General features: G+C 73.2%; 26 protein-coding genes, 1 pseudogene and 1 riboswitch. Of the genes and pseudogenes, 21 read left to right on the top strand and 6 right to left on the bottom strand.

Annotated features, from left to right (window positions below):
- Positions 1 to 34 precede the first annotated feature (34 nt).
- From map to truA, 9 genes are all read left to right on the top strand, one after another.
- On the top strand, positions 35 to 886 hold the full coding sequence (map, locus tag GA0070560_RS01720) for a type I methionyl aminopeptidase (RefSeq protein WP_091290329.1): 852 nt from the start codon (positions 35 to 37) through the stop codon (positions 884 to 886).
- A gap of 597 nt (positions 887 to 1,483) precedes the next feature.
- On the top strand, positions 1,484 to 1,705 hold the full coding sequence (infA, locus tag GA0070560_RS01715) for a translation initiation factor IF-1 (protein WP_007073013.1): 222 nt from the start codon (positions 1,484 to 1,486) through the stop codon (positions 1,703 to 1,705).
- 93 nt (positions 1,706 to 1,798) lie between these two features.
- Entirely contained in the window at positions 1,799 to 1,912 is a 114-nt protein-coding gene (gene rpmJ / locus GA0070560_RS01710) for a 50S ribosomal protein L36 (protein WP_012184307.1), read from the top strand.
- Positions 1,913 to 2,176: 264 nt separating this feature from the next.
- Positions 2,177 to 2,557, top strand: coding sequence for a 30S ribosomal protein S13 (rpsM, locus tag GA0070560_RS01705; RefSeq protein ID WP_091290326.1), 381 nt, complete (start codon positions 2,177 to 2,179; stop codon positions 2,555 to 2,557).
- Positions 2,558 to 2,575: 18 nt separating this feature from the next.
- Entirely contained in the window at positions 2,576 to 2,983 is a 408-nt protein-coding gene (gene rpsK / locus GA0070560_RS01700) for a 30S ribosomal protein S11 (RefSeq protein ID WP_014440747.1), read from the top strand.
- A gap of 14 nt (positions 2,984 to 2,997) precedes the next feature.
- The gene (rpsD, locus tag GA0070560_RS01695; protein ID WP_091290324.1) at positions 2,998 to 3,624 is read left to right on the top strand and encodes a 30S ribosomal protein S4; all 627 of its coding nucleotides are present in this window, start codon (positions 2,998 to 3,000) and stop codon (positions 3,622 to 3,624) included.
- 96 nt (positions 3,625 to 3,720) lie between these two features.
- Positions 3,721 to 4,743 carry a DNA-directed RNA polymerase subunit alpha gene (locus GA0070560_RS01690; RefSeq protein WP_013735931.1) on the top strand — a complete coding sequence of 341 codons (1,023 nt, stop codon included), beginning with the start codon at positions 3,721 to 3,723 and terminating at the stop codon, positions 4,741 to 4,743.
- A 34-nt stretch (positions 4,744 to 4,777) separates the two neighbouring features.
- Positions 4,778 to 5,344 (top strand): 50S ribosomal protein L17, encoded by a 567-nt coding sequence (gene rplQ, locus GA0070560_RS01685; RefSeq protein WP_091290321.1) that lies wholly within the window; start codon positions 4,778 to 4,780, stop codon positions 5,342 to 5,344.
- Positions 5,345 to 5,416: 72 nt separating this feature from the next.
- Positions 5,417 to 6,247, top strand: a complete 831-nt coding sequence (gene truA / locus GA0070560_RS01680; protein WP_091290319.1) for a tRNA pseudouridine(38-40) synthase TruA — start codon at positions 5,417 to 5,419, stop codon at positions 6,245 to 6,247.
- A gap of 66 nt (positions 6,248 to 6,313) precedes the next feature.
- On the opposite strand, the gene GA0070560_RS01675 is transcribed toward truA, so the two are convergent.
- The gene (locus tag GA0070560_RS01675) at positions 6,314 to 7,408 is read right to left on the bottom strand and encodes a hypothetical protein (RefSeq protein ID WP_211565724.1); all 1,095 of its coding nucleotides are present in this window, start codon (positions 7,406 to 7,408) and stop codon (positions 6,314 to 6,316) included.
- A gap of 125 nt (positions 7,409 to 7,533) precedes the next feature.
- Here GA0070560_RS01675 and GA0070560_RS01670 point away from each other — a divergent pair, with 125 nt between their 5' ends.
- The 10 genes and pseudogenes from GA0070560_RS01670 to thiC all read left to right on the top strand — a co-directional run bounded on the left by GA0070560_RS01670 (position 7,534) and on the right by thiC (position 17,149).
- On the top strand, positions 7,534 to 8,139 hold the full coding sequence (locus GA0070560_RS01670; protein WP_091290867.1) for a class I SAM-dependent methyltransferase: 606 nt from the start codon (positions 7,534 to 7,536) through the stop codon (positions 8,137 to 8,139).
- A 41-nt stretch (positions 8,140 to 8,180) separates the two neighbouring features.
- The gene (locus tag GA0070560_RS01665) at positions 8,181 to 9,860 is read left to right on the top strand and encodes an ABC-F family ATP-binding cassette domain-containing protein (RefSeq protein WP_091290316.1); all 1,680 of its coding nucleotides are present in this window, start codon (positions 8,181 to 8,183) and stop codon (positions 9,858 to 9,860) included.
- 83 nt (positions 9,861 to 9,943) lie between these two features.
- Positions 9,944 to 10,906: an aldo/keto reductase gene (locus GA0070560_RS01660; RefSeq protein ID WP_170839237.1), complete on the top strand. Its 963-nt coding sequence runs from the start codon at positions 9,944 to 9,946 to the stop codon at positions 10,904 to 10,906.
- A gap of 165 nt (positions 10,907 to 11,071) precedes the next feature.
- Positions 11,072 to 11,179: riboswitch (TPP riboswitch) on the top strand.
- Complete coding sequence (locus tag GA0070560_RS01655) at positions 11,174 to 11,800, top strand: thiamine phosphate synthase (protein ID WP_091290312.1); 627 nt, start codon at positions 11,174 to 11,176, stop codon at positions 11,798 to 11,800. Its footprint overlaps the riboswitch before it by 6 nt.
- Entirely contained in the window at positions 11,794 to 12,948 is a 1,155-nt protein-coding gene (gene thiO, locus GA0070560_RS01650) for a glycine oxidase ThiO (RefSeq protein WP_091290310.1), read from the top strand. The genes GA0070560_RS01655 and thiO overlap by 7 nt, the downstream gene beginning before the upstream one ends.
- On the top strand, positions 12,939 to 13,139 hold the full coding sequence (gene thiS, locus GA0070560_RS01645; RefSeq protein ID WP_091290308.1) for a sulfur carrier protein ThiS: 201 nt from the start codon (positions 12,939 to 12,941) through the stop codon (positions 13,137 to 13,139). Before thiO ends, thiS begins: the two co-directional genes overlap by 10 nt.
- Positions 13,136 to 13,915 (top strand): thiazole synthase, encoded by a 780-nt coding sequence (locus GA0070560_RS01640; RefSeq protein ID WP_091290306.1) that lies wholly within the window; start codon positions 13,136 to 13,138, stop codon positions 13,913 to 13,915. Before thiS ends, GA0070560_RS01640 begins: the two co-directional genes overlap by 4 nt.
- A gap of 95 nt (positions 13,916 to 14,010) precedes the next feature.
- Positions 14,011 to 14,622, top strand: a pseudogene (locus GA0070560_RS01635) (thiamine phosphate synthase); the annotation flags it as partial.
- Positions 14,623 to 14,750: 128 nt separating this feature from the next.
- Complete coding sequence (gene thiD / locus GA0070560_RS01630; RefSeq protein WP_091290302.1) at positions 14,751 to 15,539, top strand: bifunctional hydroxymethylpyrimidine kinase/phosphomethylpyrimidine kinase; 789 nt, start codon at positions 14,751 to 14,753, stop codon at positions 15,537 to 15,539.
- A 17-nt stretch (positions 15,540 to 15,556) separates the two neighbouring features.
- Positions 15,557 to 17,149 (top strand): phosphomethylpyrimidine synthase ThiC, encoded by a 1,593-nt coding sequence (gene thiC, locus GA0070560_RS01625; RefSeq protein WP_091290300.1) that lies wholly within the window; start codon positions 15,557 to 15,559, stop codon positions 17,147 to 17,149.
- 59 nt (positions 17,150 to 17,208) lie between these two features.
- Here thiC and GA0070560_RS01620 read toward each other — a convergent pair whose 3' ends face one another.
- The 4 genes from GA0070560_RS01620 to GA0070560_RS01605 form a co-directional block, all read right to left on the bottom strand.
- Positions 17,209 to 19,716, bottom strand: a complete 2,508-nt coding sequence (locus GA0070560_RS01620) for a hypothetical protein (protein WP_245675307.1) — start codon at positions 19,714 to 19,716, stop codon at positions 17,209 to 17,211.
- Positions 19,717 to 19,781: 65 nt separating this feature from the next.
- Positions 19,782 to 20,087: a cupin domain-containing protein gene (locus GA0070560_RS01615; protein WP_091290298.1), complete on the bottom strand. Its 306-nt coding sequence runs from the start codon at positions 20,085 to 20,087 to the stop codon at positions 19,782 to 19,784.
- Complete coding sequence (locus tag GA0070560_RS01610) at positions 20,084 to 21,034, bottom strand: LLM class F420-dependent oxidoreductase (protein ID WP_091290296.1); 951 nt, start codon at positions 21,032 to 21,034, stop codon at positions 20,084 to 20,086. Before GA0070560_RS01610 ends, GA0070560_RS01615 begins: the two co-directional genes overlap by 4 nt.
- Before the next feature lie 2 nt (positions 21,035 to 21,036).
- Positions 21,037 to 21,822 (bottom strand): ABC transporter ATP-binding protein, encoded by a 786-nt coding sequence (locus GA0070560_RS01605; RefSeq protein WP_091290294.1) that lies wholly within the window; start codon positions 21,820 to 21,822, stop codon positions 21,037 to 21,039.
- 268 nt (positions 21,823 to 22,090) lie between these two features.
- Here GA0070560_RS01605 and GA0070560_RS01600 point away from each other — a divergent pair, with 268 nt between their 5' ends.
- Together GA0070560_RS01600 and GA0070560_RS01595 are read left to right on the top strand one after the other, a co-directional pair.
- On the top strand, positions 22,091 to 23,119 hold the full coding sequence (locus GA0070560_RS01600; protein WP_091290292.1) for an ABC transporter substrate-binding protein: 1,029 nt from the start codon (positions 22,091 to 22,093) through the stop codon (positions 23,117 to 23,119).
- A 98-nt stretch (positions 23,120 to 23,217) separates the two neighbouring features.
- Positions 23,218 to 24,090: an ABC transporter permease gene (locus GA0070560_RS01595; protein ID WP_091290290.1), complete on the top strand. Its 873-nt coding sequence runs from the start codon at positions 23,218 to 23,220 to the stop codon at positions 24,088 to 24,090.
- A 194-nt stretch (positions 24,091 to 24,284) separates the two neighbouring features.
- Here GA0070560_RS01595 and GA0070560_RS01590 read toward each other — a convergent pair whose 3' ends face one another.
- Positions 24,285 to 25,472: an ABC transporter substrate-binding protein gene (locus GA0070560_RS01590; protein WP_091290288.1), complete on the bottom strand. Its 1,188-nt coding sequence runs from the start codon at positions 25,470 to 25,472 to the stop codon at positions 24,285 to 24,287.
- Positions 25,473 to 25,569 lie beyond the last annotated feature (97 nt).

Below are 25,569 nucleotides of genomic sequence, written 5' to 3'. Positions count from 1 at the left end.
GCCCCGCTGTTCGGCAACGAAAGGTAACTGCTCCATGCGCCGTCACCAGCTGGACATCCAGCTGAAGACCCCCGACCAGATCGACAAGATGCGGGCAGCGGGCCTGGTGGTCGCCGAGGCCCTGCGCCGGATGCGCGAGGCCGTCGCTCCCGGGGTCAGCACCGCCGACCTGGACGCGATCGCCGAGGCGACGATCCGCGAGGCCGGAGCGGTCCCGTCGTTCAAGGGCTACCACGGGTTTCCTGCCTCGATCTGCTCGTCGGTCAACGAGCAGGTGGTGCACGCCATCCCGTCGGCGCAGCAGGTGCTCCGCGACGGGGACCTGATCTCCATCGACTGCGGTGCCGTGCTGGACGGCTGGCACGGCGACGCGGCTATCACCGTCGGGGTGGGTGAGGTCGAGCCTGCGCTGCTGAAGATGGCCGCGGTCGCGGAGGACGCCATGTGGGCCGGCATCGCCGCCGCCGCCCGTGGGGCCGCCAGCGGCAAGGGACGGCTCACCGACATCTCGCACGCTGTGGAGAACGCCGTCCGTAAGGGCGGTCGGTACGGCATCGTCGACGGCTACGGCGGGCACGGCATCGGCACGGAGATGCACCAGGACCCGCACGTGCTCAACCACGGCCGCCCCGGCAAGGGTCCCCGGCTGGTCCCGGGGATGGCCCTGGCCATCGAGCCGATGATCACCATGGGCTCCCCCCGGACGGTGGAGCTGGCCGACGGTTGGACCGTGGTCACCCGGGACCGTTCGATGGCGGTGCACGTCGAGCACTCGATGGCGCTGCTCCCGGACGGGGTGTGGGTGCTGACCGCGTTCGACGGTGGTCGGGCCCGCCTCGGTGACCTGGTCACCGCTCGGCAGCCGGCCGACTCGCCGACGGCCTGACCCGCCCCCGCCCGGTCGGGCGACGGGCCCTCGCGTCCCCCCCACAGCCGCTCTGCCCCGCGTTTCGGCAGGTGATCGACTCGGAGGCGGCGACATTGCGGTGTCCCGCCGGCCGCGACACCGCCATCTCGCCGCCGTGGAGTCGATCACACCCCGGCTGGGTGGCCACAGGCCGCGACGGCGGGCCGCCTCGGGCACCCGTGAGCAGCACCCGGGCCTGCGACGGCGGTGTGACCTGTGGTGCCGGCGTGCCGTGTGGCGGCCGGGAGAACCGGACCCGCCGACCGCCACCGCCACGTCGAGACCGGACCCGCCGACCGCCACCGCCACGTCGAGACACGCCGACGACGCGGTGGACGGGCTGCCCGGTCGGGGGATTTCGCCCGGAATCACGGCGAGTATGGTGGCCGGTTTGGCGACCACCCGCAGGCGGGCGTACACTTTCAGATCGGCGCACAGCGTCCACTCCGGCATGCCCACCCCGCGCTTCGGTGGGAGTCGGAGCCGCGGCTGGCGCGGGCTTTTCGATCATGGTCGGAGACCCGTGTAAGACGTTGTGGGCCATCCGGAGCAACCGACGTCAGGACAGCGGAGGACATGCCGAAAAAAGACGGAGCCATCGAGATCGAGGGTCGGGTCATCGAGCCCCTGCCGAACGCAATGTTCCGGGTGGAGCTCGCGAACGGCCACAAGGTGCTGGCTCACATCAGCGGCAAGATGCGGCAGCACTACATCCGCATCCTGCCGGAGGACCGGGTCGTCGTCGAACTCTCGCCGTACGACCTGACCCGCGGGCGCATCGTCTACCGCTACAAGTAAGCCTGACGGCGGCCGGGACGTCCCCGTGTCCGTCTTCGACGTCCGGCGTCGCGCGTGGTCGCGTCTCCGGGCCAGATGGGAAGTAAGGCAACCGTGAAGGTCAAGCCGAGCGTCAAGAGGATCTGCAACAAGTGCCGGGTGATCCGCCGGCACGGCCGGGTCATGGTCATCTGCACCGACCCGCGCCACAAGCAGCGCCAGGGCTGAGCCGAGTCCGCCGACCGTGACGAGCGGCGGCGGAACGAGGCCCGGGCCGCAGATCCGGACAACACATCACCAGCTCGTCCCAGCCGCGAGCGGTACGCAGCGCGTACTCGATCGTGGCCGACCCCCGGTCGGAGGCCGGGGCCCGCTTGGGCAGCGACCACTCCCGGTCGCCGGCGCCGATGGCGTCGGAAGGACGGGACGGTCGGTAGCGGGGTGGGACGGGTCCACACCTCCGCCACAACATCACGAGGAGTACGCCCGCACATGGCACGTCTAGTCGGCGTCGACCTCCCCCGCGAGAAGCGGATGGAGATCGCGCTCACCTACATCTTCGGGGTCGGCCGTACCCGCGCCCTGGAGACGCTCGCCGCGACCGGCATCTCGCCGGACAAGCGCGTTCGGGACCTCACTGACGAGGAGCTCGTGCAGCTCCGTAATCACATCGAGGGCAACTACAAGGTTGAAGGCGACCTGCGCCGCGAGGTCGCCGCTGACATCCGCCGCAAGGTCGAGATCGGCTGCTACGCCGGCATCCGGCACCGCCGGGGCCTGCCCGTGCGTGGCCAGCGGACCAAGACCAACGCGCGGACCCGCAAGGGCCCGAAGCGGACCGTCGCCGGCAAGAAGAAGCCCGGCAAGAAGTAACTAGGAGCGCACAGACTTATGCCACCGAAGGCTCGTGCCGGAGCCGCCGTCAAGAAGGTCCGGCGCAAGGAACGCAAGAACGTCGCCCACGGGCAGGCGCACATCAAGAGCACCTTCAACAACACCATCGTGTCGATCACCGACCCGACCGGTGCGGTCATCTCCTGGGCCTCCTCGGGCCAGGTGGGCTTCAAGGGCTCCCGCAAGTCGACCCCGTTCGCCGCGCAGCTGGCCGCCGAGGCCGCCGCGCGTCGGGCCATGGAGCACGGCATGCGCAAGGTCGACGTGTTCGTCAAGGGCCCCGGCTCCGGCCGGGAGACCGCCATCCGTTCGCTGCAGGCAGCCGGGCTCGAGGTCGGGCAGATCTCCGACGTGACCCCGCAGCCGCACAACGGGTGCCGTCCGCCGAAGCGTCGCCGGGTCTGAGAGGTTAGAGAGAGATGGCTCGTTACACCGGTGCTGACTGCCGCCGTTGCCGGCGGGAGAAGATGAAGCTGTTCCTCAAGGGCAGCAAGTGCGATGGCCCGAAGTGCCCGTTCGAGTCCCGGCCGTTCCCGCCCGGGCAGCACGGCCGCGGCCGCACCAAGGAGACGGAGTACCTGCTCCAGCTCCGTGAGAAGCAGAAGGCCCGCCGGGTCTACGGCGTGCTGGAGAAGCAGTTCCGCGGCTACTACGAGGAGGCCGTGGGCAAGAAGGCCAAGACCGGCGAGGTCCTCCTGCAGATCCTCGAGTCGCGGCTGGACAACGTGGTCTACCGGGCCGGCTACGCCAAGTCCCGGGACATGGCCCGCCAGCTGGTCAAGCACGGTCACTTCACCGTGAACGGCAAGAAGGTCGACATCCCGTCGTACCGCGTCAAGGAGCACGACATCATCGAGGTTCGGGGCAAGAGCAAGGAGCTCACCCCGTTCATCGTCGCGCAGGCCGAGGCCGGCTCCAAGACCGTTCCGGCGTGGCTGGAGGCCATCCCCAGCCAGATGAAGGTTCTCGTGCACTCGCTCCCGGCCCGCCAGGTGATCGACACCCAGGTCCAGGAGCAGCTGATCGTCGAGCTCTACTCGAAGTAAGGGCTCGTTGCGGTGGCCCGCCCCCGGAGGGCGGGCCACCGGAACAGTTTTGTCGTGGGCGTCATATAGCGGGCGTCCCGGAAGAGAAGAGAAGAAATGCTCATCAGCCAGCGACCGACTCTCTCCGAGGAGTCGATCAACGAGACCCGGTCCCGGTTCACCATCGAGCCGCTGGAGCCCGGCTTCGGCTACACCCTGGGCAACTCGCTGCGTCGTACGCTGCTGTCGTCCATCCCGGGTGCGGCGGTCACCTCGATCAAGATCGACGGTGTGCTGCACGAGTTCACCACCATCCCCGGGGTCAAGGAGGACGTGGTCGAGCTCGTCATGAACATCAAGGAGCTGTGCGTCAGCTCCGAGCACGACGAGCCGGTCAGCATGTACCTGCGCAAGCAGGGCCCGGGCGACGTGACGGCGGGCGACATCCAGCCCCCGGCCGGCGTCTCGGTGCACAACCCGGACCTGAAGCTCGCCACCCTCAACGGCAAGGGCCGGCTCGACATGGAGCTGACCGTCGAGCGGGGTCGCGGCTACGTCACGGCGGCGCAGAACAAGCAGGCCGGCGCCGAGATCGGCCGGATCCCGGTCGACTCGATCTACTCGCCGGTGCTCAAGGTGACGTACCGCGTCGAGGCGACCCGGGTCGAGCAGCGGACCGACTTCGACCGGCTGATCATCGACGTCGAGACCAAGCCGTCGATGGGCCCGCGGACCGCGCTGGCCTCCGCCGGCTCGACGCTGGTGGAGCTCTTCGGCCTGGCCCGGGAGCTGGACGAGACCGCCGAGGGCATCGACATCGGGCCGTCCCCGCAGGACGCCCAGCTGGCGGCCGACCTGGCTCTGCCGATCGAGGAGCTGGACCTCACCGTCCGCTCCTACAACTGCCTCAAGCGCGAGGGCATCAACTCCGTTGGTGAGCTGATCGGGCGCACCGAGGCCGACCTCCTCGACATCCGGAATTTCGGTCAGAAGTCGATCGACGAGGTCAAGATGAAGCTCGCCGGGATGGGTCTGGGGCTGAAGGACTCGGCCCCGAACTTCGACCCGGCGCACGTCGTGGACGCCTTCGGTGAGGCCGACTACGACACCGACGACTACCGCGAGACCGAGCAGCTCTAGTCCGCGCTGCCGCCACACCTGAGGAGCACCAAGCATGCCCACGCCCACCAAGGGCCCCCGCCTCGGCGGCAGCCCCGCGCACGAGCGGCTGATGCTGGCCAACCTGGCCACCGCGCTGTTCCAGCACGGCAAGATCCAGACCACCGAGACGAAGGCCCGTCGGCTGCGCCCGCTGGCCGAGCAGCTCATCACCAAGGCCAAGCGGGGCGACCTCGCCTCGCGGCGTCGGGTGCTGGGCGTCGTCAAGGACAAGGACGTGGTCTACTCCCTGTTCGACCAGATCGCGCCCCGGTACGCCAACCGCAACGGTGGCTACACCCGGATCGTGAAGACCGGTCCGCGCAAGGGTGACGCCGCTCCGATGGCGATCATCGAGCTGGTCGAGGAGCTTCAGGTCGCCGAGCCGAAGGCGAACAAGAAGACCGCCGCCCGCAAGGCCGCCCAGCAGGACAAGGTCGAGGCGCTCGCCCCCGCGGACGAGACCCCGAAGTCGACCGACGACGACCAGGACGCCGAGGCTCCGGTGTCGGCGTCCGGTGACACCGCCGCTGCCCGCCAGGACAGCGACGAGGCCGCCGAGGGCACCGAGAACAAGGCCTGAGCAAGAGGCATCATCGTCGGGCCCGGCATCCCTTCCTGGGGTGCCGGGCCCGACGCCGTGAGGAGGTACGAGGTGGACGAGCGGACCCGGCTGCGGCTGGACGTCTCGTACGACGGCACCGACTTCTCCGGCTGGGCCGCCCAGCCGACCCGCCGTACCGTCGCCGGGGTGCTCACCGCGACACTGGACCTGGTGCTCGGGGCGGGCACCGCGACCGGCCTGACCGTGGCCGGCCGGACCGACGCCGGGGTGCACGCCGCCGGCCAGGTCTGCCACCTCGACCTGCCCGCCCCCGTGTGGCGGGAGCACGAGGGGCGGCTGCTGCGCCGGCTGGCCCGGCTGCTCCCCACCGACGTTCGGGTACGGGCGATGACCGAGGTGCCCGGCGACTTCGACGCCCGGTTCTCGGCGACGTTCCGCCGCTACGAGTACCGGGTGACCGACGCGCCGTGGGGTGCCGAGCCGCTGCGCCGTCGGGACACCCTGGCCTGGCCGAAGCCGCTGGAACTGGCCGCGCTGAACGCGGCGGCGGCGGGGCTGGTGGGCGAGCACGACTTCGCCGCGTACTGCCGGCGCAAGGAGAACGCCACCACGCTGCGCGAGGTGACCCGGCTGGACTGGCGGCGTGACCCGGACGGCATCCTGGTCGCCACCGTGCAGGCCGACGCGTTCTGCCAGAACATGGTGCGCAGCCTGGTCGGGGCGATGCTGGTCGCCGGGGACGGCCGCCGCCCCGTCGAGTGGCCGGCCAGCCTGCTCACCCGGCGGGAACGCTCCAGCGAGGTGACGGTCGCGCCCGCGCACGGGCTGGCCCTGGTCGAGGTCGGCTATCCGGACGACCCGGCGCAGTACGCCCGCCGCGCCGACCTGACCCGCCGGCTCCGCGTCCCCGCCGAATCCTGACCCGCGGTGCACGGCGGCCCGGTCCGCGGGGTGCGGGCCGGGCCGCCGTGCTGGCGGGTGGGCGGGTCAGTCGCCGGGGAGTTCCTCGCCGTTCTGGTCGGAGTCGCGGCTCCCGGCGGTGGGCTGCACGGCCGTGCCGCCGGCCGCCCGCCGGTCGAGCACTCCCCGGTTGAGGTGCAGTTCGATCATGTCGTAGAGGATCTCGCGGACGGTGCCGTCGCCGGCCGGTACGGCGTCGCCGTCGGCTCGTACGACGAGGCAGTAGGCGACGTAGTGGCCGCGTACCTGCCAGCCGACCCGGGCGGCGGCGGTGGTGATCGCCTCGGTGTCCTCGCCGGCGGCCAGGCCCCGGAAGCGGCCCTGCCGCGCGTCGAGCATCTGCCGGATCCGGTCCCGGGCGCGTTGGGCGGTGGCCGCGTCGGGCAGGTTGAGCAGGCCGGCGGTGACCAGGTGCTCGCGGTCGGGGGAGCGGAGGGTGGCCCGGACGACCTGGCTGCACCCGAGAAGGCCCAGCAGGTCGGCGATCTCCCCGGTGGCCGCCACCGCGCAGCTGCCGCCGGAGTGCGTCTTCAGCACCTCGTACGCGGGCTGCCCGTCGGCGACCACCAGCTTCTTGCCGGGGAACACCTCCTTGGCGGTGAGCGGCTGCTGGTCGGTGTCGCGGGAGTCCAGGTCCCCGGAGGACGGTTCCGGGGTGAGGGCCGCCGCGCTGGCCGACGCGCCGGGGGCAGCCCGGTCGGTGTCGGAGTTGCGCTCCACCAGCAGGGCGGCTGCGCCGAGACCGCAGAGCGCCAGCAGCACCAGCACGGCCGCGCCGCCGACGAGCACCTGCCAGAGCCGGCCGCCGCCCCGCCCGGAACGGCGGGACCGGGGCAGGTCCAGTGGTTCCGTGGGGGCGTACCCCTGGGTGGGTGGCGGCGGTGGGACCTGGACGGACGAGCGGACGGGGAACGGCTCGGGGCGCGGCAGTGGCTCGGCGGCGGGGGCCGGCTCGGGGGCCCCGAGTGCCGGCGGGGTGGCCCGGGGCAGCGACGGGGTGGGGAAGCGGGACGGGGACGGCCCGGCGGGCGCGGGCGGGCCGGGGGCGACGTCCGGCAGGTCCGACCGGGACCCCGGATGTTCCACGAAGGCGTCCTCATCGGACTCGTACCGATACACCATGTGAGCTAGAGTAGGGGTCATTGTCCCTTTAGAGGGTAATAATGGGAAATTGTGGTACGGCGCGTCGGATCCTGCCGACCGAGGCGACCGCGACCCGGCTCCGGGCCGGTGCGAGAATGCCCGTCGTGACCGGCGACCACTACTTCTCCACCGAACCCACCGCCGCGGCCCACCCGCGGGAGGTCGAGTTCCACGTCGCCGGGCGCGACTACACCCTCGCCTCCGCCAGCGGGGTCTTCTCCGCCGCCCGGCTCGACCCCGGCACCGCGGTGCTGCTGCGCAAGGCCGAGCTGCCGGCCGCCGGCACCGGCGGCAACCTGCTCGACATCGGCTCCGGGTTCGGACCGATCAGCTGCGTGCTCGCCACCACCGCGCCCGCCGTCACCGTCTGGGCGGTCGACGTCAACGAGCGGGCCCGCGCCCTGACCGCCGAGAACGCGCGCCGGGTCGGCGCCGCCGACCGGATCCGCGCGGTCGCCCCGGACGAGGTGCCCGCAGGCGTCACCTTCACCCAGATCTGGTCCAACCCGCCGATCCGCATCGGCAAGGCCGAGCTGCACGAGCTGCTGCGCCGCTGGCTGCCCCGGCTCGCCCCGGACGGGGTGGCCTGGCTGGTGGTCGCCCGCCACCTCGGCGGCGACTCGCTGCACCGCTGGCTCGTCGACGAAGGCTGGCAGGTCGACCGGCCGGCCAGCCAGAAGGGCTACCGGGTGCTGCGGGTCACCCGGTAATCCGGTGTCGCCCGCCCCGGCCGCTCCGGCAGGATGCCGGCGTGGGTTACGTGGACGTGGCAGGCGTCGGGCACATCCTCCCGGACGGTCGGGAGCTCTTCGCCGACGTGTCCTTCCGGGTGGGTGAGGGCGCCAAGGTCGCCCTGGTCGGCCCGAACGGAGCGGGGAAGACCACCCTGCTGCGGATGGTCGCCGGCGACCTTCCGGTGCGGACCGGGGTGGTCGCGCGCTCCGGCGGCCTCGGCGTGATGCGGCAGTTCATCGGCATGATCGGGGACGAGTCCACCCTCGCCGACCTGGCGCTCTCGCTCGCCCCGCCGCCGCTGCGCGACGCCGGCCACCGGCTCGCCGCGACCGAGGCGGCCATGCGGGCGGCCGAGCTGCGCGGCAAGTACAGCACCGCCGCAGGCAAGGCCCAGCTGGCGTACGCGGATGCGCTCGCCGCCTGGGGCGAGGCCGGCGGGTACGACGCCGAGGTGCTCTTCGACACCGTCGCCACCATCGTGCTGGACCTGCCGTGGGACGCCACCCGGGACCGTCCGGTGCGTACCCTCTCCGGCGGCCAGCAGAAACGGTTCGCCCTGGAGCTGCTGCTGCGCGGCACCGAGGAGGTGCTGCTCCTCGACGAGCCGGACAACTTCCTCGACGTGCCCGGCAAACGGTGGTTGGAGGCGCGGCTGCGCGAGTCCGGCAAGTCCGTGCTGTACGTCTCGCACGACCGCGAGCTGCTGGCGCAGACCGCCGACCGGGTGGTGGCCGTCGAGGGCGGCAGCGCCTGGGTGCACCCGGGCGGCTTCGCGAGCTGGCACGACGCGCGGGTGGCCCGGCACGCCCGCCTCGACGAGCTGCGCCGCCGCTGGGACGAGGAGCACCAGAAGCTGCGTGAGCTGATGCTGATGTACAAGCAGAAGGCGGCGTACAACGACGGGATGGCGTCGCGGTACCAGGCCGCGCAGACCCGGCTGCGCAAGTTCGAGGAGGCCGGGCCGCCGCCGGTACCCCCGAAGGACCAGGACATCCGGATGCGGCTGGCCGGCGGGCGGACCGGCAAGCGCGCGGTTGTCTGCGAGCAGCTGGAGCTGGACGGCCTCACCTACCCCTTCGACCTGGAACTCTGGTACGGCGACCGGGTCGCCGTACTCGGCGCGAACGGCACGGGCAAGTCGCACTTCCTGCGGCTGCTGGCCCGGGGCGGCACCGACCCCGACCCGGCGCAGACCCCGGTCGGCGCGGCGGCGCTCGCCCCCGTCGCCCACGACGGGGTGGCCCGCCTCGGCGCCCGGGTCCGCCCCGGCCACTTCTCCCAGACCCACGACCGGCCGGAGCTGATGGAGAAGACGCTGGTCGAGATCCTCTGGCGGGGCGACGAGCACCGGGCCGGCATGGACCGGCACGCGGCGATGGCCGCGCTCAGCCGGTACGAGCTGGCCGGCCAGGGCGACCAGCGCTTCGGCACCCTCTCCGGTGGCCAGCAGGCACGGTTCCTGGTGCTGCTGCTGGAGCTGTCCGGGGCGACCCTCCTGCTGCTCGACGAGCCCACCGACAACCTGGACCTCGCGTCGGCAGAGGCGTTGGAGGCGGGGATGGCCGCGTTCTCCGGGACGGTCGTCGCGGTCACCCACGACCGCTGGTTCACCCGCTCCTTCGACCGGTTCGTGCTGTTCCGGGGCGACGGCGAGGTGGTGGAGACGCCCGAGCCGGTGTGGGACGTCGCCGCCTGACGTCGAGCCGGCCGCCCGGGGCGGATGGACGGGCAGCCCGGCCCCGGCGACCGGCCCGGTACGGCCGGGTGGGCCGGCATAGGGTGGATCTCGTGACTGAGATGACCTACCGCCGGCTGGGCGACTCCGGGCTCGTGGTGTCCGTGGTCGGCATCGGCTGCAACAACTTCGGCCGCAAGCTCGACCTCGACGGCACCCGCGCGGTCGTGGACGCCGCGCTCGACGCCGGGATCACCTTCTTCGACACCGCCGACATCTACGGCGAGCCGCAGGGCGGCTCCGAGGAACTGCTCGGGCAGGCGCTGAAGGGCCGCCGCGACGACGTGGTGGTGGCCACCAAGTTCGGCATGGACATGCACGGCCTGAACGGCCCGGACTTCGGTGCCCGGGGCGCGCGCCGCTACATCGCCCGCGCGGTGGAGGCGTCGCTGCGCCGGCTCGGCACCGACCACATCGACCTGTACCAGATGCACGAGCCCGACCCGGGCACCCCGATCGACGAGACGCTCGCTGCGCTGGACGACCTGGTCCGCGCCGGCAAGGTCCGCTACCTGGGCAACTCCAACTTCGCCGGCTGGCAGATCGCCGACGCGGACTGGACGGCGTCCTCGCAGGGCCGCACCCGGTTCATCAGTGCCCAGAACCACTACAACCTGCTCCACCGGGACGTCGAGGCCGAGGTGATCCCCGCCTGCGAGCGGTTCGGCCTGGGCATGCTGCCGTTCTTCCCCCTCGCCAACGGCCTGCTCACCGGCAAGTACAAGCGCGGTGAGGCCCCGCCCGCCGGCAGCCGGCTCTCCGGCGGCGGCCGGTACGCCCAGCGCCTCGCCGCCGCGAACTGGGACACCATCGAGGCGATCGAGGAGTACGCCACCGAGCGGGGGCTGACCCTGCTCCAGGTGGCCATCGGCGGGCTCGCCGCCCGGCCCGCGGTGACCTCGGTGATCGCCGGTGCCACCACCCCCGAGCAGGTACGCGACAACGCCGCGGCAGGGCAGTGGCAGCCCACCGACGAGGACCTGGACGCCCTCGACGCCGTTCTCTGACTCGCATTCCGCCCCGCGCGCCGGCTGCTGCCCGCCGCCGCCGCGATCAGCGCTCCGTCGGGCCGGACGGTCACGTGCCGCCCCTGCCGTCGACAGCGGACGGTCAGTGGGAAAAACGTCACCCAGTCTTCCGCCGTCCGGACGGACGTCGTACGGTAGGCCCGCAAGTGACCCACGGGAGCCCGGTGCACCGGGCTGAGAGGGGGGCTGAAGCCCCCGACCGTCGAACCTGATCCGGGTAATGCCGGCGCAGGGAGGAGTGTTGCCGTGCCGTCCCTCGGACGACTGCATCTGATCACCGACACCCGGCCGGGGCGCGATCCGCTCGCCGTGCTGCGCGCCGCCCTGCCGGTGGCCCGCGCCGAACTGGTCGTCCAGGTCCGGGTCACCGACGACGCCACCGACCGCGAGGCGTACGACCTGGCCCGGCGGGTGCTTGCGCTCTGCGTGCCGTACGGGGCGACGTGCCTGGTCAACGACCGGCTGCACGTCGCCCTCGCGGTGGGTGCCGCCGGCGGGCACGTCGGCGCGGAGGACCTGCCGGTGGCGGCGGCCCGCCGGGTGCTCGGCCCCACCGCCGTGCTCGGCGCGACCGCCCGGGAGCCGGGAACGGCCGCCGGGGCGGTCGCCGCCGGGGCCAGCTATCTGGGCGTCGGCCCCTGCCACACGACCGCCACCAAGGCCGGCCTGCCCGACCCGATCGGTCCGGCCGGGGTACGCGCCGTCGCCGGGGCGGTGAACGTGCCGGTGATCGCCATCGGCGGGGTGACCGCCGAATCGGTGCCCGAGCTGCGGGCCGCCGGGGCGTACGGGGTGGCGGTGGTCGGGGCGCTCTCCGCCAGCCCCGATCCCGCCCGTACGACCGCCGCGCTCGTCGAGGCACTGACGTGCTGACCCGGCCGGACGTCGCCGTCGTGGGGGCGGGACCGGTCGGGCTGGCGATCGCGTGGCGGTGCGCGTCGCGTGGGCTGCGTGTCGTCGTCCACGATCCCGCCCCGGGTTCCGGCGCCTCGCACGTCGCCGCCGGGATGCTCTCCCCGGTCGCCGAGGCGTACTTCGGGGAACACGAGCTGACCGGGCTGCTCGCCGAGTCCGCCGCCCGCTGGCCCGGCTTCGCCGCCGAGCTGGCCCAGGCCGCCGGAGTCGAGTTCGGCCACCGGACCGAGGGCACCCTGGTCGTCGGGCTGACCTCGGACGACCTGGCCGAGGCACGCCGGCTGTGGTCGTACCAGCAGGGGCTGGGACTGCCGATCACCCCACTGCGCCCCTCGCAGCTGCGCGACCGCGAGCCGGCGTTGGCGCCCCGGGTGCGCGGCGGTGCGGTCGCGCCCGGTGACCACCAGGTCGACCCGCGCCGGCTGGTCGTCGCGTTGCGGTCGGCGGCCGAGCGGGCCGGCGCCACGCTGCCCCCCGGCCCGGTCGCCCGGCTCGCCGACGTGGACGCCCGGGTCACCGTGGTCGCCGCCGGCTGCGGTGCCGCCGCCCTCACCGGCCTGCCCGTGCGGCCGGTGAAGGGGCAGGTGCTGCGGCTGCGTGCGCCCGATCGCGCCGCGCCGGACTTCCGGCACGTGATCCGGGGGTACGCCGACGGCGAGTCGGTCTACCTGGTGCCCCGCGCCGACGGCGAGGTGGTGGTCGGGGCGACCGTCGAGGAACGTGCCGACACCGAGGTGACCGCCGGCGCGGTGCTGCGTCTGCTCCGCGCCGCCGTCGACCTGGTCCCCGACCTGGCCGAGTACGACCTGGTGGAGGCGTCCGCCGGGCTGCGCCCCGGCACCCCGGACAACGCGCCGATCCTCGGTCCGCTGCCCGGCCACCCCGGTGTGCTGGTCGCGACCGGGCACCACCGGCACGGCATCGTGCTCACCCCGGTCACCGCCGATCTGATCACCGAGCTGGTCGTCACCGGGGAGGCGGACCCGCTGCTCGCGCCGTTCACGCCGGACCGGTTCGGCCCGCCCGACGCCACGCACCCGGGGTCGGCCCGGGTCGGGCCCGCCGGACCCGAATCGAGCACCGAGGAGGAGCGCACGTGGAACTGATCGTCAACGGCGCCGGGCGGACCGTGCCCGGCGGAGCGACGGTGGCCGACGTGGTCCGCCAGGTCACCGGGCAGCAGCGCGGTCTCGCGGTCGCGGTCAACGGCGAGGTGGTGCCGCGTACCGGCTGGCCGGCCACGGTGCTGCGGGACGGTGACCGGGTCGAGGTGCTCAGCGCCGCCCAGGGCGGGTGAGCGCGGTGAGCTTCGAGATCGGCGGCGTGACCTTCGGCTCCCGACTGATCCTCGGCACCGGTGGGGCGGCCAACCTGCACGTGCTGGAGCAGGCGATCCGGGCGTCCGGCACCGAGCTGGTCACCCTCGCGTTGCGCCGGGTCGACACGGCGCCCGGCACCGCCGGCGGGCTGCTCGACCTGCTGGACCGGTGCGGGGTGCGGCTGCTGCCCAACACCGCGGGCTGCTACACCGCCACCGAGGCGGTGAAGGTGGCGCACCTGGCCCGCGACGCGTTCGACACCGACTGGGTGAAGCTGGAGGTGATCGGCGACGAGCGGACGCTGCTGCCCGACGGGGTGGAGCTGCTGCGCGCCGCCGAGGAACTGGTCGCCGACGGGTTCACCGTGCTGCCGTACACGTCCGACGACCCGATCCTGGCCCGCCGGCTGGCCGACGTCGGCTGCGCGGCGGTGATGCCGGCCGGCGCACCGATCGGCTCCGGGCTGGGCGTCAACAACCCGCACCACATCCGGCTGATCCGGCAGAGCGTGGACGTGCCGGTGATCCTCGACGCCGGCATCGGCACCGCCTCCGACGCCGCGCTCGCCATGGAGCTGGGCTGCGACGCGGTGCTGCTGGCGAGCGCGGTGACCCGGGCCGCCGACCCGGTGGCGATGGCCACCGCCATGCGGTACGCCGTCGAGGCCGGACGGCTCGCGTACGGCGCGGGCCGGATCGCCCGCCGCTTCCACGCCCTGGCGTCCACCCCCGATGACGGAAGGCCCGACCTGTGACGCCGGGCCGCACCGCCGTGCACCTCGGCACGTCATCCTCGGCTCCGGCGGATCTCGGCAGGCTGGGGTCCTTCCGGCGGCCGGAAGCCTCCCGGATCTCCGCGGCGGCGCCGTCCGGCGTCGTGCTGCTGACGGATCGGCGGGTGGCCCGCCGGCCACTGGTCGAGGTGGTCACCCGGGCCGTCGGCGGGGGAGTGCGCTGGGTGGTGCTGCGGGAGAAGGACCTGCCCCGCGCCGAGCGCGCCGCGCTCGCGGCGGAGCTGCGGGCGGTCCTCGCCGACACCGGTGGCACCCTGGTCGTCGCCGGTCCGGACCCGCTCGACGGCGACGCCGTCCACCTGCCCGCCGCCGGCCCGTACCCGCCGCCGGCTGTCGGGCTCGTCGGCCGTTCCTGCCACGACGCGGCGGAGCTGGCCCGACTCACCACCGAGGACTACGTGACGCTGTCCCCGGTCTTTCCCACCCGGACCAAACCGGGCTACGGCCCACCCCTGTACCCCGACGGCCTGCGCAATCTGATCGAGAACAGCCGGGTCCCGGTCCTTGCCCTCGGCGGCATCGAAACTCCCGACCAGGTCAGAGCGTGTGTCGAGGCAGGGGTCACCGGGGTGGCGGTGCTCGGCGCGATCATGCGCGCCGACGACCCCGCCGAGGCGGCCACCACCCTGGGCGGAGCCTTCGAAGAGGCGGTCGCCCCCGGGTCGCGCAGCCGGCACATCCCGGCGGAGGTCACCACGAGAGGGCTGCGGCCGACCGTGCCCACGCAGGGATCAAGCCTGACCGCCCGGAGTGGGCACGGTCGGCCGCAGCCCCAACCGCGACGACGGGAGAACCAGTGACGCCGACGACCGTGCTCAGCATCGCCGGATCCGACTCCGGTGGGGGAGCGGGCATCCAGGCCGACCTCAAGGTCTTCGCCGCGCTCGGCGCGTACGGCACCAGCGTGATCACCGCGATCACCGCCCAGAACACCCGGGGCGTGGACGCCGTGCTGCCGCTGCCCCCGCGCACCGTCACCGACCAGCTCGACAGCGTGCTGGGCGACTTCGGGGTACGGGCGGTGAAGACCGGCATGCTCGGCAACCCGGCGGTCGCCGACGCGATCGCCGAGGCGGCGAAGGCGGGCCGGCTGCCGCACCTGGTCGTCGACCCGGTGCTGGTCGCCACCAGTGGACACCCGCTCGGCGTGGTGGAGGCGGTCGAGCGGCTGCTGCCGTACGCGCAGGTGGCGACGCCGAACTGCGCGGAGGCCGCCGCCCTCACCGGACGCCCGGTGACCACGGTCGAGGAGATGGTCGCGGCGGCCGAGGCGCTCGCGGCCGGTGGCCCGGCGTACGTGGTGGTGACCGGCGGGGACGTGGACGCCGACGGCGAGTCGGTGGACGTGCTCTGCGGGGGCGGGACGACCACGCTGCTGCGCGCGCCCCGGGTGGACACCCGGCACAACCACGGCACGGGTTGCTCGTTTTCGGCGGCGGTCGCCGTCCGGCTGGCCGCCGGCGACCCGGTGCCGGTCGCGGTCGCCGCCGCCAAGGAGTACGTCACCCGCGCGCTGACCGGCGCGCGGGACTGGGAGTTGGGCGCGGGACGCGGCCCGTTGGACCACTTCGGCTGGTCCTGTTGACCATCAGGGAGGCTGTCATGCAGGCACGTCGCAAGGTCTACGTCGAGGGGTCACGGCCGGACATCCGAGTGCCGTTCGCCGAGGTGGTGCTGACCGGGGACAACCCCCCGCTGCGCCTGTACGACACCTCCGGGCCGGGGTCGGACCCCGAGGTGGGGCTGCCGCCGCTGCGCGGTGGGTGGATCGCCGAGCGCGGCGACGTCGCCCCGTCGCGCGGCGCGGGGACGCCGCTGGCCGGCACGGACGGCAGGCGCCCCACCCAGCTCGCGTACGCCCGGGCGGGTGTGGTGACGCCGGAGATGGAGTTCGTGGCGGTCCGGGAGGGAGTGGCGCCCGAGTTCGTCCGGGACGAGATCGCCGCCGGGCGGGCGGTGCTGCCGCTCAACGTCAACCACCCGGAGTGCGAGCCGGCGATCATCGGCAAGGCGTTCCTGGTGAAGGTGAACGCCAACATCGGCACCTCTGCGGTGACCTCCTCGGTCGCCGAGGAGGTGGAGAAGCTGACCTGGGCCACCCGGTGGGGCGCGGACACGGTGATGGACCTCTCCACCGGTAAGCGGATCCACGAGACCCGCGAGGCGATCGTGCGTAACTCGCCGGTCCCGATCGGCACCGTGCCGATCTACCAGGCGTTGGAGAAGGTCGGCGGCGACCCGGTGAAGCTGAGCTGGGAGGTGTTCCGGGAGACCGTCATCGAGCAGGCCGAGCAGGGCGTGGACTACATGACCGTGCACGCCGGGGTGCTGCTGCCGTACGTGCCGCTGGCCGTGGACCGGGTCACCGGCATCGTCTCCCGGGGCGGCTCGATCATGGCGGCCTGGTGCCTGGCGCACCACGAGGAGAACTTCCTCTACACCAACTTCCGGGAGCTCTGCGAGATCCTCGCGCGCTACGACGTCACCTTCTCCCTCGGTGACGGGCTGCGCCCCGGCTCGATCGCGGACGCCAACGACGAGGCGCAGTTCGCCGAGCTGCGCACCCTCGGTGAGCTGACGAAGGTCGCCTGGGAGTACGACGTCCAGGTGATGATCGAGGGCCCGGGTCACGTGCCGATGCACAAGATCAAGGAGAACGTGGACCTCCAGCAGGAGTGGTGCCACGAGGCCCCGTTCTACACGCTCGGTCCGCTGACCACCGACATCGCGCCCGCGTACGACCACATCACCTCCGCCATCGGCGCGGCGATGATCGGCATGTTCGGCACCGCGATGCTCTGCTACGTCACCCCGAAGGAGCACCTCGGCCTGCCGGACCGGGACGACGTCAAGGCGGGCGTGATCGCGTACAAGATCGCGGCGCACGCGGCGGACCTGGCCAAGGGCCACCCCGGCGCGCAGGCCTGGGACGACGCGCTCTCCAAGGCCCGGTTCGAGTTCCGCTGGGAGGACCAGTTCAACCTCTCGCTGGACCCGGAGACCGCGCGGTCGTACCACGACGCGACGCTGCCCGCCGAGCCGGCGAAGACCGCACACTTCTGCTCGATGTGCGGGCCGAAGTTCTGCTCCATGAAGATCACCCAGGAGCTGAAGGACTACGCCGCGCGGGGCATGAAGGACAAGTCGGAGGAGTTCGTCTCCTCGGGCGGGAAGGTCTACCTCCCGCTGGCCTGACGATCGAGTGCGGCGGGGCCGGGACGTCTCGGACGTCCCGGCCCCGTTGCGTGTCGTACTCAGTCCCGGTGGTGGCGGCCGCTGGACCGCAGTGACCGGCGGCCGCTCTCCCGCTCCGGCTCGTTGTCGGCCAGCGGCTTGCTCAGCCCGGCGACCCAGTCGACGAATTCCTCGTCCTGCGCGGCCAGCGGCTCGCTCTCCGGAACCTCCGGGGCCGGGTCGCCGCCCTTGCCCTTGCCACGCCGGAACAGGCCGCGCCGGGGCCGGGCCGTGGTGGCGGGTTCCGCGTCGGCGGGTGTGGCGGACGGGCCGGCCGTCGCGCCGGTGTGCCGGTCGTCGGCCGGGGCGGCGGCAGCGGGATCCGCGACGTCGGCGTCCCAGCGGAAGGCGACCGGCTTCGGGGCCGCCGCGTCCGGGGGCGGGGCGGGGAAGGGCAGCGTCCCACCGGCGGGGGAGGTGCGGACGCCGAAGGCCTCCCAGTCGCCCGCGCTGGCCAGGTCGGGCAGTCGGTGTCGCGGGCGGGGCACCGGCTCCGCGGCGGCCGGCGGGGCGACGGGTACGCCGGCCGCGCCCATCCCGGTCCGCTCGCCGTCGACGCCGGGCCCACCGGTGCCGGCCGGCCGGTTCGTGGCGTCGCCGGTGGCCGTCGGGCCGGCTCCGGTGGTGCTCCCGGCCGGGTCTGCGGCGATGCTCCCGGTCGGTTCCTCGGTGGTGCTTCCGGTCGGCTGCCGGGGGGCGCGCGGAGTGGGGCCGTCGGTGCGGGCCGTCGGGGTGGCGCGGCGGGGGGCGGTCTCCTCGGTGTCCCGGCCGGATGTCGCCGCACTCGCGGCCGGTGCCGACCCGGCCGGCGTGGTGGCGGTGGATCCGGCCGGTGTGACCGGTGTGGGCTCGGCCGGAGCACCCGACGCCGGGTCGGTCGGCGGCAGCCCCGATGTCTGGTCGGTCGGCGTGGCGGTCGGCCGGCCTGGTGCCGTCGGGTCGGCCTCGGTGGCGCGGGCCTTGCGGGGCCGCTTCGGCCGCGGTCGGGGTGCGACGCCCGGGCCGCTTTCCACCGGCTCGGCCCGGGGGCCGGTGCCGGTCGCGCCGGTCGACGGGAGCGGGGAATCCGGCGTGGGGTCTGGGGCGGCCACATCGGTGGAGGCCACCGGTTCCACCGCGGCCGGTCCTGCGGGGTTCGGCCCCACCGTGTCGGAGTCCACCGGCGCGGCGTCGCCCGGTGGGCTGACGGAACCCGCCGCCGGGGCGGCGGCCGGTGCGTCCCCGAGGACGACCGGTGGTTCACGGTGATCGCCGCGGCCCGCCCGTGGCGACGTCGGGTCGGGAGCCGGAACCGGTGCGGAGGCCGGGGCGGCGGGCGGCCTGGACGTACCGGTCACGGCGGACGCCTCGGCCTCGACCAGCGGGTCGGCCGTCGGCGGGGTCGCGGCCTGCGCCGGGGACGGGTCGACCGGGAGCGGGGCGGTGGGACGGCCGTCGGCGGCCGGGGCGGGCGGCGTTCCGGAAGGGTCGGGCGCGGGGGTGGGGGAACCGGGCGTGACCGGCCAGTCCCAGTGCGCCGGGGTGGCGGCTCCCGGCTGCCCGGGTGCGGCGGTCCGGGCCCCGCCGGCCGTGTTCACCAGGTCGACCGTGGTCGCCCCGGCGGTCGCCGTCGTCGGCCCGCCGGGGAGGGGGCGCAGGATGTCGGTGGGCGCGATCGCCCCGTCATTCGGGCGCGCCGGGACGAGCGGCCAGCGCACCAGTGTGGCGGCGGTCGAGCCGAGCGCGCCGGCCGCGACGGCGATGACCGCCCCGTAGTACGGGGCGAGCTGGTAGCGGTCGGCCGAGTCGCCCGGGCCGGCCGTCAGATAGGCGAAGGCGAGCAGCACCGGGCCGGCCGCGCCGGCGGCCCCGCCGATCAGCGGGACGTGCCCCTGCCAGCGGGCCAGCGCGCCGGTCGCCGCGCCGGCGAGCAGCGCCGTCGTGGGCAGCAGCAGCATCGCCAGGCGCTGTGCGGCGTCGGCGTCCAGCCAGGTCGGCTCCAGCACGCCGAGGCGTACGGTGCGCAGCGGCCCGGCGGAGAACAGCCCGGGCGCGACCGAGACCAGTGCGACCAGCCAGACCACGCCGGTCAGCATGGCGATGTTCCAGCCCAGCGGCGGCTTCAGCAGCACCGCGCAGGCGGCCCCCGCACCGACCACGGCCCCGGCGACCGCGCAGATGCCGACGGCGAAGACCGGGTCGACGGTGCTCAGCTCGGCCGCCCGGGCGGGTTGCATGCAGAGCGGGGCGACGACGGTCGCACCGAGCGCCGCCGCGCCGGAGATGGCCAGTTGCACGCTCGTCTGCTCGGGCACCCCGTCCCGGCGGGCGAGCCGCCCGGTGACCACGGCGCCGACGACGGCGGCGGACGCCGCGAACCAGCCCACCCAGGCGAGCTGGGCGGGCCACCGGTCGACGGTGCCGTCGGTGAACGCGCCGGTGAGTCGGACGATCCCGAAGCCGTACGCGATGCCGAGCTGACCGGCCCCGGCCAGCACGCTCACCCCGAGTGCGGTGAGCAGCAGTCTGCCCCACGTCCGAAAGGCCATGTCGGGCACGTTACGGCCCGGTGCGCCCGATCGCCACTGTGGCGCGGCGGGGCGTCAGCCTGGGGTTACTTCAACTCCACCAGGCGGGCCAGGTACGTCGTGTCGCCGACGTTGGTGAGCATGTGGACGGCACCGGGGTCGCGGTAGACCACTCCGCCGGTGGGCTCGTCGGCGTCGATCCGGGTGCCGTCGACCGTCTGCACGACATTCTTCGCCCCCTGGATCGCGACCACCAGGTACGGGTGGTCGTGCCGGTGCAGCGGTTGCCGCTCGCCCGGCTCCAGTCGGATGTGCCACACCCGGACCCGGTCGTTCTCGAAGACGATCTCCTGCCCGACCGGGCCGAGTTCTTCGTGGGTCACGTCGGTCATCGCGTGCCGTCCAGCTGCGGGAGCACCTCGCCGGCGATCAGCTCCAGGTGGTCCAGGTCGTCCAGTTCGATCAGGCGCAGGTGCACCCGGGTGGCTCCGATCGCGGCGAACTCGCCGAGCCGGTCGACCAGTTGGGCGGGGGAGCCGACCACCGGGTCCTCCGGCGGCAGGGCGCTCTTGACGTGCAGCGGCGCGGCCCGCCGGTGCGCCTCGGCGTCGGTGCGCCCGATCGCCACCACGACTCCGGCGGAGAGCACCAGCGGCGCCCGCCCCGAGCTGGTACGGCCCGTGCGGTCGCAGGCCTCGCGGACCCGTTCGAACGCGGCGGCGGTCTCCTCGACCGACTTGAAGGGCATGTTGTACTCGTCGGCGTACCGGGCGGCCAGTTCGGGGGTGCGCTTCGGGCCGCGTCCGCCGACGATCACCGGCGGGCCGGGCCGCTGCACCGGCTTGGGCAGCGCGGGGGCGTCGACCAGCCGGTAGTGGTCACCGGTGTAGCTGTAGGTCTCGCCGACCGGGGTGCGCCACAGGCCGGTGACGATCTCGAGCTGCTCGGCGAGCCGGTCGAAGCGTTCGCCGACCGCCGGGAAGGGGATGCCGTACGAGGTGTGCTCCCGCTCGTACCAGCCGGCGCCGATGCCCAGTTCGACCCGGCCGCCGCTCATCTGGTCCACCTGGGCCACCATCACGGCCAGGGGGCCGGGCAGCCGGAAGGTGGCCGAGGTGACCAGGGTGCCGAGCCGGATCCGGGAGGTCTCCCGGGCCAGCGCGGCCAGGGTGAGCCAGGCGTCGGTCGGGCCGGGCAGCCCCGGCTCGTCCCCCATCGCCTGGTAGTGGTCGGCCCGGAAGAAGCCGTCGAAGCCGCCCGCCTCGACCAGCCGGGCGAAGCGCAGCTGGTCGTCGTAGCCGGCGCCCCGGTGCGGCTCGGTGAAGACGGCCACCCGCATGCTCATCGTCCCTTCGTCCCGGTCGGTACCGGCGTATCGCGTTCCATCAGCAGTTCGTGCAGTTCCGCGCTGACCCGGGCGACGTCGGCCAGGTGCGCGTTGCGGCCGAGGGTGCGCGGTCGGGGGATGGCCACCTCGACGACCTTGCGGATCCGGCCGGGGCGCGGGCTGAGCACGACCACCCGGTCGGCCAGCAGCACCGCCTCGTCGATGGAGTGGGTGACGAAGACGACGGTGGCCCCGGTCTCCATGTGCACCCGTTGCAGCTCGCCGGAGAGTTCCTCGCGGGTGAGCGCGTCCAGGGCGGAGAAGGGCTCGTCCATCAACATCACCCGGGGCTCGCCGATCAGCGACCGGCACAGCGACACCCGCTGCTGCATGCCGCCGGAGAGCTCGTGCGGCAGCCGCTTCTCGAAGCCGCCGAGCCCGGCCACGTCGAGGAGCCGGCGGGCCCGGTCCCGGTGCTTCGCCCGGCTCCAGCCGAAGATCTCCACCGGCAGCAGCACGTTGTCCAGCACGGTGCGCCAGGGGAGCAGGGCGGGTCGTTGGAAGAGCATGGCGATGTCGCGGCGCGGCCCGGTGATCGGGGCGCCGCCGACGGTGATCTCGCCGCCGCTCACCGGCAGCAGACCGGCGATCATGCGCAACAGGGTCGACTTGCCGCAGCCGGAGCGGCCCAGGACGGCGACGAACTCGCCCTCGTCGACCTCCAGGTCGATGCCGCGCAGCGCCTCCACCCGCCCGGAGCGGCCGTCGAAGGTACGCGACACGTCGGCGAGTCGGATCATGTCCGCCGGGCCTCCACTGAGTGGTGGGTCAGGAATCCGGCAAACACTATCCGGATCGTGTCCGATGCGCACCGTCCGGAGTGGACCGTGAGTTGTTTCCGTTCCGCAACCCGATCCGCCTGGCGTCGTGACGGTGGGTGTCTCGTACGCTGTCGGCGCGAAGAGTCCCTTCACTACGGTGGTTTCGGCTCCCCCCCCCATGCCGGCACCGCCGGACCGACGACCCCTCCGGGTGACGAGCACCCGGTCGGAAAGGACATGGTGCCTGATGAGAAGGCTGACCCGTACGGTCGCCGCGGCGGCCCTGGCCACCGCCCTCGCCCTGGTCTCCGCGTGCAGCAGCGGGGACGACTCCTCCGAGGCCAAGGGGGGTGAGGGCAAGGCGCTGGAGAAGGTGACCTACCTCACTTCGTTCGGCAACTTCGGCCGTGACTCGTACGCCTGGGTGGCCAAGGAGAAGGGCTTCTTCAAGGAGGCCGGCTTCGATGTGGAGATCAAACCGGGCCAGGGCACCGGTTCGGTCATCCAGACCATCGTCGGTGGCCAGGCGGACTTCGGGCCGATCGACCTGACCGGTGGCCTGCTCCAGCTCGGCAACGGCGCCGCCAAGGACTTCGTGGCGGTCGCCGCGATCCAGCAGCGCACCATGGCGGCGATCGTGACCGTCGAGGGCAAGAACATCGCCACGCCGAAGGACCTGGAGGGCAAGAAGCTCGCCGACACCCCCACCTCCGTGGTCCGGCTGCTCTTCCCGACGTACGCCCGGCTCGCCGGCGTGGACGCCAGCAAGGTCACCTTCGTCAACGGTGAGGCGCAGAGCCTGATGGGCATGCTCGGCTCCGGCACCGTGGACGGCATCGGCCAGTTCGTGGTCGGCCAGCCCACCGTCGAGGTGGTCACGAAGAAGAAGCCGGTCGTACTGCCGTACAGCGACGTGATGACGGACCTCTACGGCAACGCGTTGATCACCTCCAGCAAGCTCGCCAAGGAGAAGCCGGAGATGGTCAAGCGCTTCACCGCGGCGCTGCTCAAGGGCTTGGAGTACGCCCTGGCCAACCCGCAGGAGGCCGCCGACCTGCTGAAGAAGAACGTCAACGCCACCAACACGGGCGCGGCCGCCGCCGAGCTCCAGCTGATGGCCGCGTACGTCCGGTCGAGCAACTCCGGCACCGCGCTCGGCACCCTGGACCAGGAGCGGGTGGCCAAGAGCATCGCCCTGCTGCAGGGCGCGGGCGCGCTGAAGTCGGCCATCAACCCGGACCAGATCATCGACTTCAACCTCACGCCGAAGGCCTGATCACCGACCGACCGGACACGGGGGTGCGGTCACCGGGACGCCCGGTGGTCGTGCCCCCGTCGCCGTGCCGGCCGGTGCCGGCAGGAGAGGAGGAGAACGTGACGGAGACCCGTACCCGCTCCGGAGCGGCCGGGACGGAGCCGGCCACCGTCGACCCGGGCCCGGTCGCGACCCCGCCGGGCGCCACCGCGTCACGGTGGTCCGGGGTACGCCCGGAGACGGTGGGCCTGCCCCTGCTCGGCCTACTGATCGCGCTGGCCGTCTGGTGGCTGGTGACCGCCGGGTTGGGCCTGGTCCACCCGGTGTCCCTGCCGCCCCCGCAGGACGTCTGGACGTCGCTGACCGGCACGGCGGACGTGCTGCTGCCGGCGTTGGGCCTCACCACGCTGCTGACGCTGCTCGGCTTCCTGCTCTCGACGGTCGCCGGGGTGCTGATCGGGATGGCCCTGGCCGCGTCCCGGCGGGCCGAGCGGATGTTCGCGCCGCTGCTGGTGGCGATCAACGCGGTGCCGAAGATCGCCCTCGGCCCGCTGCTGGTGGTCTCGGTCGGCTGGGGTGAGAAGCCCATCCTGACCATGGTCTTCCTGCTCTGCTTCTTTCCGATCGTGCTCTCCACGGCGACCGGCCTCACCACCACCCCGGCGGACCTGGCGGAGCTGGCCCGGTCGCTGAACGCCTCGTGGTGGCAGGCGTTCCGCAAGGTGCGTTTCCCGGCGGCGTTGCCGCAGATCTTCGTCGGGCTCAAGGTGGCGATGCCGCTGGCCGCGATCGGCGCGGTGATCGGGGAGTTCTACTCCGACAGGCCGGGGCTGGGCTATCAGATCCTGCAGTACAACGGCATCGGCGACACCGCGACCGCCTGGGCGGCGATCGTGCTGATCGCCGGGATGAGCATCCTGCTCTACTCGGCCCTCTCCCTGGTAGAGCGCCTCGCCCTGCCCTGGGTCAGAGCCACCACCAGCGCCCGGTAGCCCCCGTCGAACGGGCACCCCGACGTCGACCGTTGAACTGACAAGATCCACCAGGCGGGGCCGGACGGCGAACGACCCGAGGTGTGGCCCCGGCGCAACCGGCGGAGGGATCAAGCCTGACCGCCCGGAGCCGGTTGTGCCGGGGCCACACCCCACCGCGACCACTCACCGCGGCCACACCCCACCACAGACCACTAGCCGGCCAGCCGCCACCGCCCACCCCGCGCCACGAGCGTCGTCAGCGCCTGGGGCATCAGGCCGGAGTGGTTGTCGGGGGTCATCCGGATCGGGCCGGAGAGGCCGTCCATCTGGGAGGTCTCCAGCACGTCCCGGACGCCGTCCCGGTTGACCCCGTCGCCACCGGCTCGCAGGTTCGCGTCGGCGATGAGCTGCACCGCGTCGGCGGCGAAGGACGAGAACCCGTTGTAGCCGCCGAACCGGGCGGTGTAGTCCTGGAACCACTGCCGCCGGGCGGCCTTCGCCGGGGTGGTGGCGATGACGTCGTCGATCACCATGGTCTGGGTGAAGATCAGCGTGGCCCGTTCGGTGGACCGGGCGGAACCGCCGAGGAAGAGGTCGCCGGCGGCCGCCGCGTCGAGGAAGAGCGACCCGGAGAATTTCGCCTCCTGGGCGCTGGTGGCGGCCAGCCCGGCCTGCTCCGGCGGGGTCCAGATGATCAGCGCCTGCGGCTTGTTGGTGGTGCTGGTGGCCGTCAGCCGGCGTACGGGCTGCGATACGTTCGTGTCCGTGGAGCGGACGGACTCGTTGCGGACCAGTCGGATTCCGGCCTTGTCGAATTCACCGCGCAGGGCGGTCAGGCCTTCCCGGCCGTAGTCGTCGTCGCTGTGCAGAAGCGCGGCCCTGCGGATGCCCTTTCGGCGCAGTTCGGTGGTGAGCGCCGCCGCGCTGTCCTCAGCGTTCGGGGCCAGCTTGAAGACGTACCGCCGATCGGCGACCGGGTTGACGATGGCGCTGGACGCGGCGAGCGCGATGGTCGGGATCTTCTTCTCGTTGATGGTGAGGGCCGCGCCGACGGCGCATTCGTTGCAGCCGCCCATGATGATCGCGCTGACCTTGGAATCGCTGCTGAAGTCGCCGATGTTGCGCAGCGACTCACTGGCGTCGGAACGGTTGTCCTTCACCAGCAGTTCGAGCTTGCGGCCACCCAGGGCGCCGGAGGCGTTCAACTGCTCGACCTTCAGTTCCAGCGCACGCTGGTACGCCTTGCCGACCGGCGCCGACGCGCCGGAGAGCTCCAGGTCGGCGCCGATGACGATCGGTGTGAGGTCCTCCTGCCCCGCGTCGAACGAGCAGCCGGTGAGCGTGGTGGCCAGCACGGCCGATGCGAGCGCCACGATGGTCGCGGAGCGGATGGGGCTCAACTCAGTCCTCCAGGTGCGGCACGGGCGATGCCCGGTCACCGCCGCTAGTATCCGTCCTCAGTGGAGAAACGGGATTGTCTGCCGTACGGTGTGCGCG

It is taken from the genome of Micromonospora halophytica, from assembly GCF_900090245.1.
GTDB lineage: Bacteria > Actinomycetota > Actinomycetes > Mycobacteriales > Micromonosporaceae > Micromonospora > Micromonospora halophytica.
This window is presented reverse-complemented; position numbering and strand designations above follow the sequence as displayed.